Here is a 17,985-nt window from a genome sequence, read left to right as displayed (position 1 = left end):
CCATGGCGAAACTGACCATTCGCAATGCCATCAAACGCTACGGCGCGCTTGAAGTGCTGCACGGCGTCTCCGTCGCCGCACAGGATGGAGAATTCGTGGTGCTTGTCGGACCCTCGGGCTGCGGCAAATCCACCCTGCTGCGGATGATCGCCGGGCTGGAAGGCATCAGCGACGGCGAGATCGAAATCGGCGATCGTATCGTCAATGATCTCGAACCCAATGAGCGCGATATCGCCATGGTGTTCCAGTCCTATGCGCTCTATCCGCACATGACCGTGCGCGACAACATGGCCTTTTCTCTGAAGCTCGCGCGCCGCAGCCGCCAGGAAATTGAGCAAAAGGTGAACGATGCCGCAGCGATCCTCGATCTCGCCGCCCTGCTCGATCGCTATCCCCGGCAATTGTCCGGTGGCCAGCGCCAGCGCGTGGCGATGGGGCGCGCCATCGTCCGCAACCCCGCCGTCTTCCTCTTCGACGAACCGCTGTCCAATCTCGATGCTAAGCTGCGCGTGCAGATGCGCACCGAGATCAAGACGCTGCACCAGCGGCTTGGCACCACCATGGTCTACGTGACGCACGACCAGATGGAGGCCATGACCATGGCCGACCGTATCGTCGTCATGCGCGGCGGCCATATCGAGCAGATCGGCTCACCGCTTGACATCTACGACGCGCCTGCCAACAGCTTCGTCGCCGGCTTTATCGGATCGCCGTCGATGAATTTTATCGACGGCCTCGTCACCGACTTAAACGGGACGTTGGGGCTGCAGGACGCGCAAGATCTGCATTGGCCGCTGCCGGAAAGCGCCCGCCGCCATCTCGGCCGATCCGTCCAGCTCGGCATTCGCCCGGAACATATTGCCGTCGATACGGATGGCGTGCAGGCCAAAGTCATCATCATCGAACCGACAGGCTCGGACACGCATCTGCAATTGCAGGCCGGCGCGCAATCGATCGTCGCAGCCATCAGGGACCGTCCCACCGTGTCACCCGGCCAGCCAATCCAACTGAAGATCGACCCGGCAAAGACACATCTGTTCGATCCGTCGAATGGCCAGCGCTTGCATTGAGAATGCTTCTCAGCTTGTGGCGGAAGCCCCCGCAGCAACCTTCCCTCCTGATATCCACGATGGATTTAGACCGTCACATGGGGCACTGAAACCGGCTTGCGAATACCGGCCTGTTCGAGCAGCGGAAGAACCCGATCACGGAAATATGGGAATTCGGCATTGTAATCGACAAATGAAATGGTCGTTCCGCTGAAGCCCGCCTTGTGAAGGGCAAGAATACCCTCCGCCACCTGCTCGGGCGTCCCGATGAGCGGGAAACCGCCATGTCCGGCAGCCATCCGGTCCCGGATCAATGCCAGAAGGTCATGCGGAAAGGATTGCGCATGCGCGAATTGCAGGCGCACCAGATTGTCGACTGCCTCCCAATCCGCATTGTCCTTTCCGAAATGCTGCAGATAGTCTCGCGCTTCTCCCTCCGTCGGCCGGCAGACCACATGGGCAAAGGTGAGGACACCCAAATTGCGACCGGCGGCTTTGCCCTGCTGTTTCAACTCCGCGATTTCAGTCGTCGAACGGCTCAGATCTATGGCCGGAGTAAACAGAAAATCTGCATTCCGCACGGCAAAGGAGCGGCCTTGGCCGGAACCTGCAGCGTTGAGGATAGGTGCGCGATGCCCGGGGCGAGGATCGCCAAGTACATTTCTGAGATGAAAGAATTGCCCATCATAGTCAAAGGCCCGATCTCGCTCCCATAGGCTTTTGACGATATCAAACCATTCCTCCGCATAGGCATAGCGGCTTTCATGATCGGCGGGCAGGTCAAGCCCCAACGCTTCGTATTCCGGCTGGTTCCAACCGGCAACTATGTTGAGGCCGATCCGTCCTCTGCTGATTTGATCGATCGTCGCGATTTGCTTGGCGACGACGACTGGATGGTTCGCGGCCGTGTGAATGGTGGCAAAGACGTTAATGTTGTTCGTGCTAGCGAGCAAGCTCGCCGCCCACGTCATCGTTTCCAGCACATTGCCATGAAAATTGGTGTCGCCGCCATATCCGATCCATCGGGCGATCGGCAACATGAAATCGATACCTGCTTCATCCAGCTGCTGGGCCAATTTCAGATTGTTGTCCCAGGAATTGACCCAGCGTTCCGGCACTTTGGTAACGCTCATGCCACTGGAGCAATTGCTGGCGAAGGTGCCGAGCAAAAATTGCCCTGCGGCGAACATCGAGTTCTCCGACATTTCGTTCCCTTTATTTTTTGATATAATTTACGATAGAAATTTTATTTGAAACTTGAAACTTGTCAACTCTCGCCGTCTTGGCGTCACCGCAATATCCCGCAAAGGAAGCATATGAGCACCGAAACCGAAGACCAGAAGGGCCATCCACGCGGCTTGGATCGAAGCTGGCATCTGGCGCAAACACCGCTGCAAGTGGACCTGACCGAATTGGAATTTGCCCTCATGCGCGCGTTCGAAGCGTTCGGACGCTGGCAAACCGAGTGTCTGGCTTCGGTCATTGGACTGGCAGCAAGCGGCCCTGAGAATGCCATGCTCCATATAATTCGCATGCATGATAGGCCTAAATCCATCAAGGATCTCGCGCGCCTGTCCAATCGAGAAGATATCCCGAACATGCAGTACAGCTTGAGAAAGCTGGTCGGTGCAGGACTGGTAGAACGAAGGGGCAGCGGCCGTTCGGGGGTGACATATTCGGTGACAGAAAAAGGTCGAGACGTCACAGATGAATACGCCGCAGTGCGCTCGGCCCTTCTGGTAAAAGCTGTGCAAGGCGTTCCGAACATGGGCCGCCGTTTGGAGGAAGCGTCCAGCACATTGGACTTGATGACCGGGATTTATGAGCACGTGGCCAGAAGCGCAGCGACGCATCGCCGTTTTAAGGACGACTAGACTTTCTTAGGCGCGCAGTGCGGCAGCCGGGCTGGAGCGTAGCGCGCTGAACGCCGGCACGATGGAGATGATCGCGGCAACGGCTGCAAAGCCTCCGACAAGCCAGAGATCATCGAAAGAGAAACCGACGGGCAGGCGCACGGCGGTCGCTGCCGCCAGCCTGACGGAGATAACCAGCGCTGCCGCGTAGCCGAGGGCGATACCGAGCAGGATGCCGGCGGCGAACAGGACGAAGAGCTCGCCCCAGACGAGCGTGATGATCGAGCGGACCGGTGTTCCAAGCGCCCGCAAGGCGCCGATCTGCCGGCGCCGCGAGCCGACATGCATGATGGTGACCAGCACGATCGCGGCAATCACGATCGCCTGGGTCCCAAATGCGATCGCCAGCAGCAGGCTGCGGGCATCGCCGAGCGTTGCATAGAGCCTGGTCAGCACCTCAGCCGGGAAAATGCCGAGTGTCGTACCCGTGCGGTATTCCTGCCGCAGGCGATAAGCATCGGCAATCGTCTTCGGCTTGACCAGAACGGCCGGAACGCCGGGCGTCTGCACGTCGAAATGCTCGTCGAGCGGCGCATTGGCATCAACATGACCGTGCTCATGGTCGTGGCCTTCTTCGCGCCCGTCGTCATGCTGATGCGGCTCGGCTGCGCCATGCACATTGGCTTCGTCGCCATCATCGTCGTGATGGTCCGCGCCATGCATTCCGTGCAACTGCCAGACGGCACGGATCGGCACCAGGATGGCGCGATCCCAGGCTGTTCCCGTCGGCGCCATGCGGCCGGTGATCTTATAGGCGATGGCCGTATGGGTTTCGCCGCCGGTCTCGGCCGTGCCATGCATTGGTTTGACTTCCGCGCCGGTCGGCAAGGCGACATCCGAGCCAACAACCGCTTCGCCGAGACGCGCGAACATCACCCCCTGCGAGAGCGACGGCGAGAGGGACGAAATGAGGCCCGTGGTCGTGCCGACAATCGGATGTCCGTAGGCGGAATCGCCGAAGCCGACCGGTGCCGCCAGTTCGACACGCGAATCACTGGCAAGGCGAGACAGAACGGCACCCTCCATCAGCGGCAATGGCGCCGGCTGCAGGAAAACGGCGGAAAGCGCCAGCTGCGTTTCACTGCCGGCAGCACCGACAAGCAGATCGAACTTTTCCGCGGCGCGTGCGCTGCCGAGGCGAACTGCCCGCTCCTGCAGAGTCACCGTCACGCTCAGCGCGACTGACAGGGCAATCAGCACGACAACCGCTAACGCCCCGCTCCAGAAGCGCCTGAGGTCGGCAAGAATGAAGGTGATCATCGCGCGGCCACCTCCTGGCTGTCTTCCTCGATGCGCCCGTTTGCCAGATTGATGCGGCGGCCAAGGCGCTCGGCAAGTGCAGCGTCATGCGTGACGACGACAAGCGTCGTCCCCTCCTCGGCCGAAAGCTGCAGCAAAAGCTCCGCGACATCACTACCCGCCTGACGATCGAGGCTGGCGGTCGGCTCGTCGGCAACGATGACGCCGGGACGCGACAGCAGTGCGCGGGCAACGGCAACACGCTGCATCTCGCCGCGTGACAAGGTTTCGATCTTCTGCTGCGGTCGGGCGATACCGGTGACAGACAGCAGATAAAGTGCGCGTTCCCGCTCCTTGGCCGTAAGGCGCCGCGTCAGCTTGATCGGCAGCACGACATTCTCGAAGGCGGACAGGCCGGGAAAGAGATGAAAATCCTGCATGATAAGGCCGATATTGCGGGCGCGGAACGCATCGCGCCGGCCGGACGACAGGCGTGTGATCTCCGTGCCGCTCCAGGATATGCTGCCATTACCGACATCTTCCAAGCCGGTAATGGCGTTGACGAACGTGCTTTTGCCGGAGCCTGAAGCACCGGTGATCGCAAGCCTGCCGCCCGCCGGCAGATGGAAGCGGTCGATGGCGAGAACCGGCGCGGCCAGGCCGGGAAACTGCATTTCAAGACCGGAGATATCGAGCGCAAGCATGTGTTCAGACGGTCCTGAACGATGCGTCGCGGAGACGCAGCTGGCTGATGAATCCGGTTTCCGGATCGGTCCACGAGCCAAATTCCAGCACGCCCCGCGCCGTGATTGGCGCGTTGTACTGCACGAATGTCTGCTTGGAAGAGAGATAGACGACCATGATGTTGTCGGGCCAATCGGCATCGGAAGAGCAGAACGGGCAGAGCGACATCGGGATTTCCGTGAGCACGAAGAAAGCGGCCTCGGCCTTCAATGGCGGCGCCATGAAGCCATTGATGGCGACTTCCCTGCCGCTCAGCTGCTTCACCTTGTCGGAAAATTCGAGCCCGAGTGGGCCGAAGCTCTTATAGAGTTCGCCGAAGCCCAATGTCTCGGCGGCATTCGCACGTGCCGCAATGCCCATGACCGGCAAAATCGCGGCAGCGGCCAAGAAGCCCCGACGATTGATGGTGGCGATCCTGTCCCCGGACATCGCATATCCTCATGAAAGGTGAACAGACAGGCAGCCTCGAAGCCGCCTGTCATGGTCATACGATCTATAACAACTTACATCTTTTCGGAGCCGAACGCGAAAGTATCGGCCAGCACACGGTAGACATCGCTCTGTTCCATGTAGCCACGGAAGCCTTCGGCGCCGGGACCAGCCGCCTGCAGCACGACATCATCGACGGCGTGGACACCGCTGTCCTCGTCCCGCGGAATGTTGCCCTGCACGAAGACGGCACCGGGCACGTCCTTATAGGCTTCATTGGCGACGTATTCCTTCTTCTCGTTCTGAACAGCCGGCACGAAAGGACCATCGAGCTTCGGGCGGAAGGTCTCGTAGTGGTCCGGACCATTGTTGGCGGCCATGAACAGGCGACGCGAAACGTCGACGCGATCCGGATAGCCGTCGCCATCCTTGTCCTCATAGTTCGGGAAGCCGGCAGCCGCATAGGTGCCGACCTTCTCGCGCATCTCGGTGCCCTTCTTTTCGTCATCGACGGTGCCGATGATCGAAACGCCATGCGTGTGGTCGCCGGTGACGACAACAAGCGTATCCGGATTCTTGGCCTGAAACTCGCGGGCGACGGCAACGGCCTTGTCGAACTCGATGGTTTCGACCAGAGCGCGATCCCAGTCGAGCGGATGGCTCATCTTGTCGATGGAGGCACCTTCCACCACCAGGAAGAAGCCGTCCGGGTTCTTGGCAAGCTTATCGAGCGCGACCTTGGTCATGTCGACCAAGCCCGGCTGGTTCGGAAACTTGTCGACGGTGCCCTTCTTCAGGAATTCACGATCGAGCGTGACGTCAAGGTTGCCGGTGTGGAAGAGACCAAGCAGCTTGTCCTGGTTGGAGCCGGCAGCCGCCGCCAGTTCGTTCTTGTCGGTCGCAACGGCATAGCCGGCATCCTTGAAGAGCGCGATATAGTCCTTGTCGTCCTTGCGTTTGGAGCCAGGAACGCTCTTCGCCAGGAAATAGGCCGAGCCGCCGCCGAGCAGGACATCCGGCTTGACGTCGTACATCATGCCGACGATCTCCGCCTTGTCGCCGCGCTTGCGGGTATGGGAAACGAGCGCTGCCGGCGTCGCATCTTCGACTTCGGCCGTGGTGACGATGCCGAGCGACTTCTTGCCGGTGCGGCGCAACGCCTCGCCGATCGTTTCGACCTTCGGGTCGTCCAGGCTTGCCGGCGTACGGTCGGCGTAGACGCCGAGGGCGTTGACGGCCGACTTGTGGCCGGTCATGTAGGCCGACATGGTATTGGCGCTGTCGGTGGCAATCGCAGAGGTCGAGGAGGTGCCGATGAAGGCGACCGGCGGGATATCGTCCATGGCAAGACGGCCATTGGCCTTTCCTTCGGTCATGCCCTTGGACATGATGCGGGCGCCGGTTCGGTGTGCAACAGAGAGGCCGTCGCCGAGCAGGAAGATGATGTTCTTGGCCTTCGGCGTGGCCGACGTGCCATAGACATCCCAGTTGACGGACTTCTTCTCGTCGCCGGCCGAAACCTCGACCTTGTACTGGCCGGGCTTTGCGAGCTTGATGCCGCGCAGGATCAGGGCCGATCCGAGTACCTTGTCTTCAGCGCCCTTCTCTTCTGCGACGAAATCAGCCGCCTTGCCGAAAACCGCGTCGTAGCTTTCGCCGTTGACCGTGACCTTCACGTCTTCCGGCTTGACGACCTTGTTGAATTCCACCTTGAAATCGAACGGAGAGCCGGCAAGTACCGTTGCCCGGTCCAACGGATAGACTGTCGCTGCATGGGCTGCGCCGGACATCAAGGCCGCAGACATCATGGCGAGAAGAAGTTTACGCATTTATACCCCCTGCGTTTGGTTGCTTCCCGCTCCCCACTTATAAAAGCCAGATGACAATCACGTAAAATGGAGTCAACTTTCTCAACCGCTAATTCCAAAACGACGATCGGTAAGTAAGATTGATTGTGTGTGCCGCATCTAAAATGCCAGCCGAACCTACGGACCTTCTTTCCAATTCGACACAATCCGCGCAACCTTCGTCATGCAAGCTAAGCCGACATTCATGATGTCAAACTTGCCATCCTCATAAGATAAGCGAATACTACACACGCTTCGTGAGGATTCTCAGAGTTTTGTGCAATGGATGAACAGCTCGACAAATTGGATCTGCGTCTGCTGGAGGAGCTTCAGAAAGACAGCAGACTGACGAACAACGAGCTCGGCGAGCGCATTGCGCTTTCGCCGTCGCAATGCTCGAGGCGACGCACGAGGCTGGAGGCAGAAGGCTATATTCGCAGCTACCAGGCCAATCTCGACCGGCAGAAGCTGGGGCTGGACATGCTCGTCGTCATCTCGGTGACGCTTGCCACCCACAACAGGGATAATGCCCGCCGGTTTTCGCAGCTCATCAACGGTCTGCCGGAGGTGCTGGAAGCCTATGCGCTGACAGGAGAAATGGACTATCACCTGAAGGTCGCCACCCGCGGGCTTACCGATCTCTCCCGTTTCGTCAACGACGTGCTGCTTCCGCATGAATCGGTCCAGCATGTGAAGACGGCAATCGTCCTCGATACTCTCAAGACCTTCGAAGGATTTCCGATCGCCCTGCCGCAAGGCTGACATGGCGGCGCCGACGTTCGATGATCGTTGTTGCGCGCCCTTGCCCTACCGGGCATCATGGGCAAGTTTTGAGGGCTTGCTTTCGGCGCATGCAGCCTTTCCAATCACGCCAAAGACAATATCCTTGGCGAGGACAGGCTTGCATGACCGGCACGGACGTACAGACGCGGCATTTCGAAGAATTTGCCGAAGTTCTGCTCAGATGTAATCATCTATACCATCCCAGCAACGATTCCATTGCCTTGCGCAATGCTGTCGAAAGCAGGCGCCAGATCGAGATATTCGACTATAGTCGTTCCGCCGATGCCTTCACGCGTGCGTTCGGAATGCGAAATTCACTGAAGTGCCTGCAGGTACTTACCAGCCTCGAAGCAACGGTCCACAAATATAGAAGGGTATGCGATCTCGGCTGCGGCTCGGGCGCCTTCAGCCTTGCCTTTGCCTATCTTGCCGGAAATCCCGAGCTCGAGGTTTACGGGCTGGACATATCCGAACATCAGCTCGCTCTCGCCAGGGAGCTGATGTCAGCGGCTGGCCTGCCGGGACGTTTCCAGTTCGAGCAACGAAGCCTGCCGGCGCAGATCGGGTATCTTCCCGACCTGACAATCTCCTCTTACTGGTTTTGTGAAAATGAGCATGTGATCGACGATCCGCTGCTGTTCGACCTTGTGGCCGGACAGGAGATATTGATCGTCGATTATGAAACGATCATCGGCCGCATCGCGACCTGTCTTCCGAAGGGATTCCATATTCTCGCGCGGCATACCGCCCAGGTCGAAATTCCTCCCGCCCTGGCTGATTTCGTCGCGCAGGAAAGGGCAAGCGTTTACGGCATCCATATCGGTCGAACCAACCCTTAGACGCTACGTGACATTGTCGTCTTTGCAAAATGCACGCAAACCCTTGAAACGCCGACGTCGGCTTCCCAGCTATTGGCCAACCCGCTGGTCCGGGCCCCTCTGGTGAGAGCCGTCGGCGCTCTCGCGATGTCGGACCTTTCCGACACCGCGCCGACAGGGGTTTTCCGACATGGAAACGTCTTTGCTCTTCGTGGAGTGGCTGGGAAAGCCGCTCTGGATGTGGGTAAGCTTCCTTGCGCTCGTCATCGCCATTCTCTCCTTCGATCTCGGTGTGCTGCATAAGGAAAACAAGGAGATCGGTGTCGGCGAGAGCATCAAACTCTCCGTTCTCTACATCACGCTCGGCCTCGCCTTCGGCGGCTGGGTATGGTGGTATCTCGGTGCCGATTCCGGCCTGGCCTACATGACGGGCTTCGTCGTGGAAAAGACGCTGGCTCTCGACAACGTCTTCGTCATTGCCCTCATCTTCGCTTTCTTCGCCGTGCCTCGCCTCTATCAGCACCGCGTGCTCTTCTGGGGTATTCTCGGCGTCATCGTGCTGCGCGCGATCATGATCGGCGTCGGCACGACACTGGTGGCCGAGTTCTCCTGGCTGCTCTATGTTTTCGCCGCCTTCCTCATCATCACCGGCATCAAGATGCTGGTCGTGAAGGATACCGAACCGGATGTGTCAAAGAACCCGCTGGTACGCTTCATGCGCAGCCGCTTCAACGTCACCGACCACCATCATGGCGAGCGCTTCTTCGTCAAGCAGCCGCATCCGCAGAACGGAAAAATGGTCTGGTTCATCACGCCGCTTTTCATGGCGCTCGTGCTGATCGAAGTCGCCGACGTCATCTTTGCCGTGGATTCGGTTCCTGCGATCTTCGCGATCACCACCGATCCGTTCATCGTCTATACGTCGAATATTTTCGCGATCCTTGGCCTGCGTGCCCTCTATTTCGCGCTTGCCGCCATGATCCACCGCTTCCGGTACCTGAAGCCCGCGCTCGCCGTCGTGCTCGTCTTCATCGGCTCGAAGATCTTCGTCGCCGATATGCTGGGTCTCGAAAAATTCCCGGCCGTCCTCTCGCTCGGCATCACCTTCGCGATCATTGCAAGCGGCGTCGGCTGGAGCCTGCTGAAGACGCGCGACAAGGCTGAAAGCGCCTGACGCCATGAGGTGCCCCGCTTGGGGCACTTCCCTCCCCGCTTCAAACAGATTTCCGACAAGGTACAGACATGATCTCCAATCTCCTCGCAGCCCTTTTTGCAACTTTCGCCCTTGGCCCGCTTCAAGCCGAAATCGAGCGGCATGCCGCTGCCGCCGGCCAGCCTGTCGGGATCATCAGGCAATCGCAGGCATGTCTCTCGTCCGAGGTCCCGGCACTGGCGCAACGCGCCTCCGAAGACACTTTCTGGACGATTTCAACCGTCATCGGCCTGTCGACCGGCTGGAGCAGCCCTGCCGATCTGCTCGATAAAAGCAATCCGGACTGCGCGCCCGTCATCAGGCTTATCCAGGGAAAGGGCGAAGGTGTCGATGAAGCCTGACGCTTTGTGCAAACAAGAAATTCCGGTGACCTTATCTGGTGATGTCCGATGACAGAACAGGCTGCCGATACGACTGGGCATGATGACAGGGCATCCACTCGCCTGCACCATCTCGCCAGGCTCACCCATGAGCAGGGCGGCATCTCCATCGGCGAGGTGCTCAGCGGCCTCGGGCACACGAGCATGGCCTTTACCATCCTCTTTCTCTCGCTGCCGGCACTGATCCCGATCCCAGGACCGTTCGGCGTCGTCTTCGGAAGCGCTCTCGCTCTGGTGGCGGTGCAGATCGCACTGGGCCGCCGGAGGATATGGCTACCGGCCTTTATCAACCGACGCCGGCTTTCGCCAGTAATCGTGGAACTCATCGTACGCTACAGCGCGCCGATCCTCGCCAAGGTCGAAACTGTCGTTCGTCCGGGCCGTCTGGCCGCTTTCACGGGCGGCACCATGCAATGGCTGCTGTCTTTTCCGATCTTCCTGCTGGCCGTCGCCATTGTCCTTCCGATCCCGCTCGGCAACTATATGCCGGTCGTTGCCCTCATGGCGATCTCAGTCGCCCTGATGGCACGGGACGGTTTGCTGATCCTGGCGGCGCTGTTCGTCTCAGCACTGGCCTTCATCGCCACGGCCGGTCTCATTCAGTTGGCTTTCACCAGCCTGAATGCGATCGGATCGTAAGCATCCTATTCAGTAAGGAAGACAGCGGATGATTTTGCGGCCAGTTGCCGCGCTTGTCCGCAACAGCCTTTTCGCGTCTTGCCAATAGCGGCAAGCCTGCCATCTATGCCAGCGGCGCATTTCTCAGCCATTAGGTTCCGGCCTGTAAAATCATCAGTGCAGAGGATTTCATCGCATGCCATCAAAGCCCCCGTCTTTCGTCCGCATGATTGCCCTCGGCAGCTCCGTCGCCATCGCGCTTGGCGCGCACACGGCGACGGCGCAGGAAATGCCGGCTGCCTCTCAGTGGCCCGACACGCCGACCTCGCGTCTGGAAGCACTGGCAATCCTGCAGACCCTGAATGCCGATCTCCTCAGCAATGCCAGTGCCACGCTGACGCTCGATCGCTGGTGTGCTGCGCATAAGCTTGCACCGGATGGCTCGAAAATCGTTGCGCAGCGCGTGCGCGGTCAGGACAAGCCGGCCGACGATTCAATCCGGAAGCTGCTGGCGGTCGGACCTGACGAACCTGTCGCCTATCGTCGCGTTCGTCTGGCTTGCGGGGATCGTATTCTGTCCGAGGCGGACAATTGGTACGTGCCGGCAAAGCTCACAGCCGAAATGAACAAGTCGCTCGATACGAGCGACATCGCGTTCGGCCGTGCCGTTCAGGCTCTCAATTTCACCCGCACGAACCTGTCGGCAAAGCTCCTTTGGTCGCCGCTCCCGCAAGGATGGGAAACCGGCGCCGATCTGCCGCCATCCGGGAGCGGGTCTCTCGCCTTGCCTTCCTTTCTTCTCGAACACCATGCCGTGCTGAAGCTGCCGGATGGAACACCATTCAGCGCACTGATCGAAAGCTATACCAGCCGGGTGCTGGACTTTCCCGCTCCCCATCTGCCATCGCAGTAAGTGGCCGACCACTTTGTCGACCTGATCCAGACACCGAAGAGCGACATCGGCAACACCCCGACATCGTAAGGGATGATGCCGTTGCATTATCCGGAATTTTACGCGCCCGCCGTCCATGGATAGGTGAGCGAGCAAATTCTGTCCTTCAATCTGGAAGACGGCTTGCCGCGTTTGCAGAAGCAGCACACCCCACCTCGTGACGCGGCATAAGCCCATCAAGGCTTTGTTGGCGCCCTCACCGCCTCAAGTCCGCCATATTTGCGCCGCGATCGCTGAAGAATGCTGGCGCAAAACGGATGGAGTCGATCAATGACAGGCGAGCAATTTTCCTCGTCAGCCAGGATTTCCGGCATCTGTTAGGATCTAGTTCAGCAAAGCAGCGCACAAGTATGAGTTCTGGATCTAAGCGTTTGGCAGGCGAGCTTGTGGGGCAGGCAGGCTGTCAACATTGCTTTTGACGGCAGCAGCGAATGCCGACCCAGAATATTTGATAGGAGAACTAATTCCGTGCGGTTGAGATATGCCCTTCGAAGCGTCCCCCAGATGCTCAGCCTCTGCTCCCTCGCCCTCGTCATTCCCGCAACATCGCAATCCCTGGCAGCCACCCGGCAGCCGGACATTCCGGCCTGGCTCGGAGCCTATGTCGGTACCGGCGACGGGCAGATCGCTCAACCAGTCCTGCAAAGAGCCCGCGCGCTCTACATGCGAAAGGTGAGCGAAGGCACGGTCAAAAATCCCTGCTATTTCGCCATGGACGCAACTCGTCCGAACACTCCAAATGACGGCAAGTCCGCGGGCCGCTTCTACATCGTTTGCGAGGCGACACAGACGTTCCGTGTCGTTTCATCCGGCCACGGCAGCGGCCGCGATCTCAAGGGCGTAGCTGATTTCGGCAACGGCCGCATGTGCGCCAAGAACTTCGGCAATGCGATGGACTCGAACCTGACGACGGGCGGTTCCTATGTGACGGAGGAGACGAAGACGACCTTCAAGGGCTACTACAAGCTCTCACAAACCAAGGAAGCTGCCTATCTTCGCACGTTCCTCCAGTTCGATGGCGAAGGCGAGACCGCGAATGCTCGCGAAAGGGCGATCGGCGGACATGCGGCCGCCAAGGTTGCGGGCATCTGCATGAAGAAGGATCCGCAGAGCCCCTACGCCAACCGGGACGGATATGTTCCGCTCGGAAAGCTGGTGGAATATGCTGGCGGCCGTAGCGACGGCTGCACCAGTTGGGCGGCATCGGATGCCAATCAGATCATTTCCATGGTGAAGGACAATCCGACGACGCTCTACATCTATCCGGAGTCCTCGGACATCAAGGCGATCGCCAAAGCCGTTGCGGCGGGGCGCTCTCCGGCCCAATCCGGATTATATTGGAACGACTCCTGCTTGAAGGAGATCGGCACGCCTAAGTTCTGGCCGAAGGAAACCCTCGAACCGATCATCGTGCAATACAAGAAGGACCATCCGGCACCGCCTGCCAAGCCGATCCCGATCTGCGACCAGCCGTGACGGTGGCCGAGAGCCAAATCAGGAAATTTGACAGGTGACGGCCGGGATCATTGATCATTGCCGCGCCTGTTTAAGGGAGCCGGGATGCAATTTCTCCTGTCGCGTCCAAATGCCTGCGCGGTAAGCTTGCCTGTGGATACCATAGCGCCGGATCGACGCGAAAATATATGGACATTTGCCGGTAAAAACGGCATAAAAACTTGAGATCGGCGGACGATAAGAACGCCTCCTATGACTTATTTCGGCTGACCTGGCTGAATTTTACACAGCCTCTAGCCGATTGATTTCATTGAGATAAAGCCTCAATCAGAAGCTATCCCTCTCTTTCCTGCCGTTAGCCCTATAGGAGGGCTGCGCCGTCTTTCGCATCAACCAAAACCGTGGTCGATGCGTCTCAGCAGACTTGATCAGGTCTGCGTTAAACCAGCGCTCCGTATCGAGGCCTAGGCGGAACCGGATATCAATCTTTCCACATTGAAATTAGAACCGGCTAGGCCACCTTTGGCGCGGTCGTATTTGCCCGCAGAAGGCTCATAAGCATGGGACCGATCGCAAACTCTCCTTTCTCCGTTCGCCGGGTCAGATCGCGAAGATAGCCGCCGGCTGAATTGATGTATGGGGCGCGTTGGAGGATGCAGGCGATGACGGTGGCAGCATTTTCTGTCCCCATGATCCTGCAGGCCTCCTGATAGGCTCCAGGGCTGATATCGAGTGTTGATTTGACGATGATCGAGGCTGCAAGCAGATCACGCCAGTTGTTGATAGTCCCTGCTGGTCCATAGGACATGATGTCTGGACAAGCGCGGAGAATGAGATCCAGTGGGAAGGACTTTAGCTCCATCGCAGTCTCGTTACGAGCTTCAACGCGAAAGCTGCGCATTGTTGAGGATGTTGGTCCGATAACGCCCGGAGATGTTGCCGCTTCGGGCGTCTGTGGTGTTGTCCGCGGAAATACGGTCTCGTCCAGTGGCATTTCTTGCTGTCCGGCCTCGGTTTCAGATTCAATTAGGGATTCGGAGTCTGAATTCTGTATGTGCCGCTCATTTTGATAGGGATTGCCGCTTAGTTTCGTGGCTTTTACATGTGTTTCCAATTGGTTGATGATTTGGTCGTGCAGGCGGCAGAGTTTATCCAGGAGAACGTCCAGCTCCATTGCGGTGGGAGATCGCGAAACACCGTCAATCAACGCACGGAAAGCCACGTAGACGGCTTCCCAAGGGCCTTCCACGGCTTCGGCAATGGCAGTTTCGATCAGTTTGGCGATATCGCGTCTGTGGAGGCTTATACGCTCGCGCAAGCTCTGCATATGGAGCCGTTCGGCCGCAACCCGAGTGGCGAGATGCTCGATCTCTTCGGCGCGTGCGAGAAGAGGCGCCAATGAGAAGCCATAGGCCTCATTGAGGTCCCCTGCCCTGCTCCGACGAGCATAACGCTTGCCGTTGGGGCTATCCCTGCGTACCAGAAGCCCGGCAGCGATCAACGCAGCCAAGTGGCGGCGAATGGTCTGCTCGGCCATCCCATGGGCGCGCAACGAGAGCTGCGCGTTCGAGGGAAACACGATCAGGTTGGCGTCATCCGATAGCTCGTTTTTCGGATAGAAGCTTAAGAGCGCATTGAGAACTGCAAGCGCACGATCCGTCACCCCGAGAAGAGGCTTAGCTTCACAGAGCGCGCGATAAATCTTCCATTTGTCGACGGACTTGATGCGCTTCCCATGCTCGGCTCGTCTTTGAGCCATCAACATGGCAAGCGTCATCGGCCGCCGCCCAAAAGGCGTCGTCACATATTCGGCTTCCATTTTCTTTCACCTACGTTGTGGCAAAAGAAGACAGCTCACCAAAACGGCGTCAAAGACTCTTGACTGTGATTCGGGGAAATGCGATTCTCGATTTGCTTAAGATCAGAGAAGGGCTTCCACGACGACGTCGTTTGGGGGCCTTTTTCTTTTGCGGGTTACGTTTCCTTTCCTTGCTGAAACTCGTTGAAGAGAGATTGCAGTCTCTCCTGCACGAACTCGTCAAAACCGGGCGCAGCCTTGCTGTCGAAAACAAAAGTGGCGCGCGCCGGCGTTCGCTTAAAGGTTACCGGAACTCCGGCTATGGATGAGGGAGCTGCAGTGCTCTTGCCAGAAGCGGGCTTACCTGTTGCCAGAGCGAGTGCCTGCTGGAAGCGCTCATCGCTAGACATTTTCCGATAGTTGTCCGCGGACAACTCGGCAATGATCGGCTCGGAAGCGATGCTCTCAAGACGTTCTCCCAGTTCCAGCCAACGTCTGCGGCCGATTTCAGGAGCAGGCCCGATCGCGCTGATAAGCGGCAGAGGCACCTGCCTCGTGACGATCAGCATCTTGGAAAGCGCTGCCTTGTCCACACCGAGTGCGGCCATGATGATATCGCGGCCGAAACCACGCTGCTCGAGGCGCAACGCAAACAACGCTCGCTCGACATAGGAAAGATTGGTGCGTGCGCTATTTTCCTGGCCCTGACTAACCACTAGCTGGTCATCCGTGAGCTGACGGACGACAGCGCGCACTTTGATGCCGAGTTCCTTCGCGGCTGCCAGACGACGATGACCGTAGGCAACCTGAAAGCGCCCCTTGGACTCCGGATGCGGTCGCACAAGGATCGGAACCTGCTGGCCGTGCTCGCGTATTTGCTCAACCAGTTGGCCGAGCTCAATGGGATCTATTTCGAGGCGATCGGTAACGAAGGATCCGTCGATGACATCGGGATCGATGTCGACGACCGTCTGCCCTTCCGCCAGCTGCCGTTCGAGGTCGCTGGCGCGTTCCATCTTCTCCGTGATGTTTCCGAGTGTCCTCGTAATGCCGCCCACCGGACCACCACCCCTCGCCTGCGGCAGGAAGCCTGCAATCGGGCGATTGTCCTTTGCTGCTGGCGCATCCGTGCGCGCCGTGTTCGGCGCCGAAATTTCAAGAAGGTTTTTGCGCGCCATCTATTTATTTCCTTCCCCAGGTCAGGCGGAGATGCATCTCGATCTCGCTGTTGACGAGATTGAGCGAATCCAGAGCCCGGTCGTAGGTACCCCTGGTGAATTGGGCACGATCGACCTCATAAAGCGTTTGTTTGGTGACACCGGCATCGGCAACGGCCGTCGATTTGACCATGGCATTCTGCAGCATGCGATTGCCGAAGATGGCTCGCATAAAGCCTGTCATCTGGCTTTGCGGCCCGTCGTTCGGTTCGAAACGAGTGACGAGATAGCGCATCCAGTCGTAGCTGGTGCGCCCGCCGGCATTCTCGACCACGGACATAAGCTCGCTCGTCATTGTCAGGAACTGCGACATCGACATGACGTCGAGCATCTGCGGATGAACGGTGATGAGGATCGACGTCGCGGCGCAGAGCGCAGACATCGTCAGGAAACCCAGCTGCGGCGGGCAATCGATGACAACGACATCGTAGAAACTTTCGATCTCGGTCAGAACCTCACCAATGCGAGCAAAGAACATGGTCTCCGCACGACCTGCCGCCATTGCGCGCGGCGTTTCGTGCTCGAACTCCATGAGCTCGAGATTGCCGGGGATCAGATGCAGGTTCGGCGTATAGGTCGAGCGGACGATATCGGCGATTGGACGCGGCTCTTCATAGCGGATGGCGCCATAGAGAGTTTCATTTTCACCGACATCGAGTTCCGGCTGATGACCGAAGAGGGCAGACAAGGAGGCCTGCGGATCGAGATCGATGGCCAGCACGCGATAGCCCCTCAGCGCCAGATATTGGGCGAGGTGAGCGGCGGTGGTGGTCTTGCCCGAACCGCCCTTGAAATTCATGACCGAGATGATCTGGAGCTTTTCCGACCCTCTGCGCCAGGGAACATATTTGGGTGTCCCGTTGCGCTCATCCAGTACCTTGCGGATGCGGTCCATATCCTCGGCGGCATAAAGCCGGCGCCCATTGGAAAGCGGGTCGGGTCCATGGCCTTCGGCTGCGATCTGGCGAAGATAGCCCTCACCGATGCCGATGAAGGCTGCAGCTTCGGCCGGCGAAAACATCCGCATAGTTTTCTGTGACTGAGGCGGGAAGATCTTTGCCTGATGTTGCTGGAGCTGATAAGACAATTCCTGCGCATCTGTCGCCAGAAGCGTTGGAAGGTGCTCTTGATCTTCTTGTAGCACGAGACTCGGCTGCATGGTTGTTTTCCCAATTAACTGCGCAATTGTGACAGAATGCTACTGAACTACGCAGTTACAATATGCTCCGATTCGTGTCCGTTTTACAAATGCTTAGATAAAAGGCAGTTTTTGATGCGTTTTTACGCATCAACAGCGTGCAGCGACGTTCGATCCGATGCCGCTTTACTATTTCGGCGATTTAGGTACGGCCGATCTGGATAGCGATTCGCATCCCGATTTTCATGGACGAACGGCGAGTGGTCCGCGGACCACTTTCGCTGAAGGCCAACAGGATTCTGGATTGATCGCGTCCAAGCGTGTCACTTCATGAATGAGCTTGATGGGCCGGTAGTCCACGGACTACCGGGACGCAGCCGGAGCTGCTGTCA

The 17,985-nt window shown here is 58.5% G+C and carries 17 protein-coding genes; 9 read left to right on the top strand and 8 right to left on the bottom strand.

The genetic code is table 11. The annotated features are described in order from the left end of the window. Positions 1–2: 2 nt before the first annotated feature. Entirely contained in the window at positions 3–1,070 is a 1,068-nt protein-coding gene (locus AC13QY_RS01565; RefSeq protein WP_113350706.1) for an ABC transporter ATP-binding protein, read from the top strand. A 65-nt stretch (positions 1,071–1,135) separates the two neighbouring features. Here AC13QY_RS01565 and AC13QY_RS01560 read toward each other — a convergent pair whose 3' ends face one another. Further along, positions 1,136–2,254, bottom strand: coding sequence for an LLM class flavin-dependent oxidoreductase (locus AC13QY_RS01560; RefSeq protein ID WP_113350707.1), 1,119 nt, complete (start codon positions 2,252–2,254; stop codon positions 1,136–1,138). Positions 2,255–2,365: 111 nt separating this feature from the next. Between AC13QY_RS01560 and AC13QY_RS01555 the strand changes: the two genes are divergently transcribed. Beyond that, positions 2,366–2,923 carry a winged helix DNA-binding protein gene (locus AC13QY_RS01555; RefSeq protein WP_113350708.1) on the top strand — a complete coding sequence of 186 codons (558 nt, stop codon included), beginning with the start codon at positions 2,366–2,368 and terminating at the stop codon, positions 2,921–2,923. 6 nt (positions 2,924–2,929) lie between these two features. Here the strand turns inward: AC13QY_RS01555 and AC13QY_RS01550 are convergent, their stop codons facing one another. From AC13QY_RS01550 to AC13QY_RS01535, 4 genes are all read right to left on the bottom strand, one after another. After that, complete coding sequence (locus AC13QY_RS01550) at positions 2,930–4,222, bottom strand: ABC transporter permease (protein WP_113350709.1); 1,293 nt, start codon at positions 4,220–4,222, stop codon at positions 2,930–2,932. Further along, positions 4,219–4,905, bottom strand: coding sequence for an ABC transporter ATP-binding protein (locus AC13QY_RS01545; protein ID WP_113350710.1), 687 nt, complete (start codon positions 4,903–4,905; stop codon positions 4,219–4,221). The genes AC13QY_RS01550 and AC13QY_RS01545 overlap by 4 nt, the downstream gene beginning before the upstream one ends. A 4-nt stretch (positions 4,906–4,909) precedes the next feature. Continuing rightward, positions 4,910–5,374 carry a hypothetical protein gene (locus AC13QY_RS01540; RefSeq protein WP_113350711.1) on the bottom strand — a complete coding sequence of 155 codons (465 nt, stop codon included), beginning with the start codon at positions 5,372–5,374 and terminating at the stop codon, positions 4,910–4,912. A 74-nt stretch (positions 5,375–5,448) separates the two neighbouring features. Beyond that, positions 5,449–7,203 carry an alkaline phosphatase gene (locus AC13QY_RS01535; RefSeq protein ID WP_113329506.1) on the bottom strand — a complete coding sequence of 585 codons (1,755 nt, stop codon included), beginning with the start codon at positions 7,201–7,203 and terminating at the stop codon, positions 5,449–5,451. Positions 7,204–7,503: 300 nt separating this feature from the next. Here AC13QY_RS01535 and AC13QY_RS01530 point away from each other — a divergent pair, with 300 nt between their 5' ends. From AC13QY_RS01530 to AC13QY_RS01500, 7 genes are all read left to right on the top strand, one after another. Next, complete coding sequence (locus tag AC13QY_RS01530) at positions 7,504–7,983, top strand: Lrp/AsnC family transcriptional regulator (protein WP_113350713.1); 480 nt, start codon at positions 7,504–7,506, stop codon at positions 7,981–7,983. 143 nt (positions 7,984–8,126) lie between these two features. Continuing rightward, a complete protein-coding gene (locus AC13QY_RS01525) occupies positions 8,127–8,843 on the top strand; it encodes an SAM-dependent methyltransferase (RefSeq protein ID WP_113350714.1) in 717 nt (238 codons plus the stop codon). Between the two features lie 169 nt (positions 8,844–9,012). After that, positions 9,013–9,996 carry a TerC family protein gene (locus AC13QY_RS01520; protein ID WP_113350715.1) on the top strand — a complete coding sequence of 328 codons (984 nt, stop codon included), beginning with the start codon at positions 9,013–9,015 and terminating at the stop codon, positions 9,994–9,996. 68 nt (positions 9,997–10,064) lie between these two features. Next, a complete protein-coding gene (locus AC13QY_RS01515) occupies positions 10,065–10,376 on the top strand; it encodes a hypothetical protein (protein ID WP_113350716.1) in 312 nt (103 codons plus the stop codon). 48 nt (positions 10,377–10,424) lie between these two features. Then, complete coding sequence (locus tag AC13QY_RS01510) at positions 10,425–11,054, top strand: exopolysaccharide biosynthesis protein (protein WP_113350717.1); 630 nt, start codon at positions 10,425–10,427, stop codon at positions 11,052–11,054. Positions 11,055–11,229: 175 nt separating this feature from the next. Further along, positions 11,230–11,946, top strand: a complete 717-nt coding sequence (locus AC13QY_RS01505; RefSeq protein ID WP_113350718.1) for a hypothetical protein — start codon at positions 11,230–11,232, stop codon at positions 11,944–11,946. Positions 11,947–12,453: 507 nt separating this feature from the next. Then, positions 12,454–13,461: a hypothetical protein gene (locus AC13QY_RS01500; RefSeq protein ID WP_113350719.1), complete on the top strand. Its 1,008-nt coding sequence runs from the start codon at positions 12,454–12,456 to the stop codon at positions 13,459–13,461. 490 nt (positions 13,462–13,951) lie between these two features. Here the strand turns inward: AC13QY_RS01500 and repC are convergent, their stop codons facing one another. The 3 genes from repC to repA all read right to left on the bottom strand — a co-directional run bounded on the left by repC (position 13,952) and on the right by repA (position 17,614). After that, on the bottom strand, positions 13,952–15,259 hold the full coding sequence (gene repC / locus AC13QY_RS01495; RefSeq protein WP_113350720.1) for a plasmid replication protein RepC: 1,308 nt from the start codon (positions 15,257–15,259) through the stop codon (positions 13,952–13,954). A gap of 155 nt (positions 15,260–15,414) precedes the next feature. Continuing rightward, on the bottom strand, positions 15,415–16,416 hold the full coding sequence (gene repB, locus AC13QY_RS01490; protein WP_113350721.1) for a plasmid partitioning protein RepB: 1,002 nt from the start codon (positions 16,414–16,416) through the stop codon (positions 15,415–15,417). 4 nt (positions 16,417–16,420) lie between these two features. Next, positions 16,421–17,614 carry a plasmid partitioning protein RepA gene (gene repA / locus AC13QY_RS01485; RefSeq protein ID WP_069610191.1) on the bottom strand — a complete coding sequence of 398 codons (1,194 nt, stop codon included), beginning with the start codon at positions 17,612–17,614 and terminating at the stop codon, positions 16,421–16,423. Positions 17,615–17,985 lie beyond the last annotated feature (371 nt).

It is taken from the genome of Martinezella sp. CNPSo 3795, from assembly GCF_057784475.1.
The sequence above is the reverse complement of the archived record's forward strand: the minus strand, read 5'-3'. Positions and strand labels throughout refer to the sequence as shown.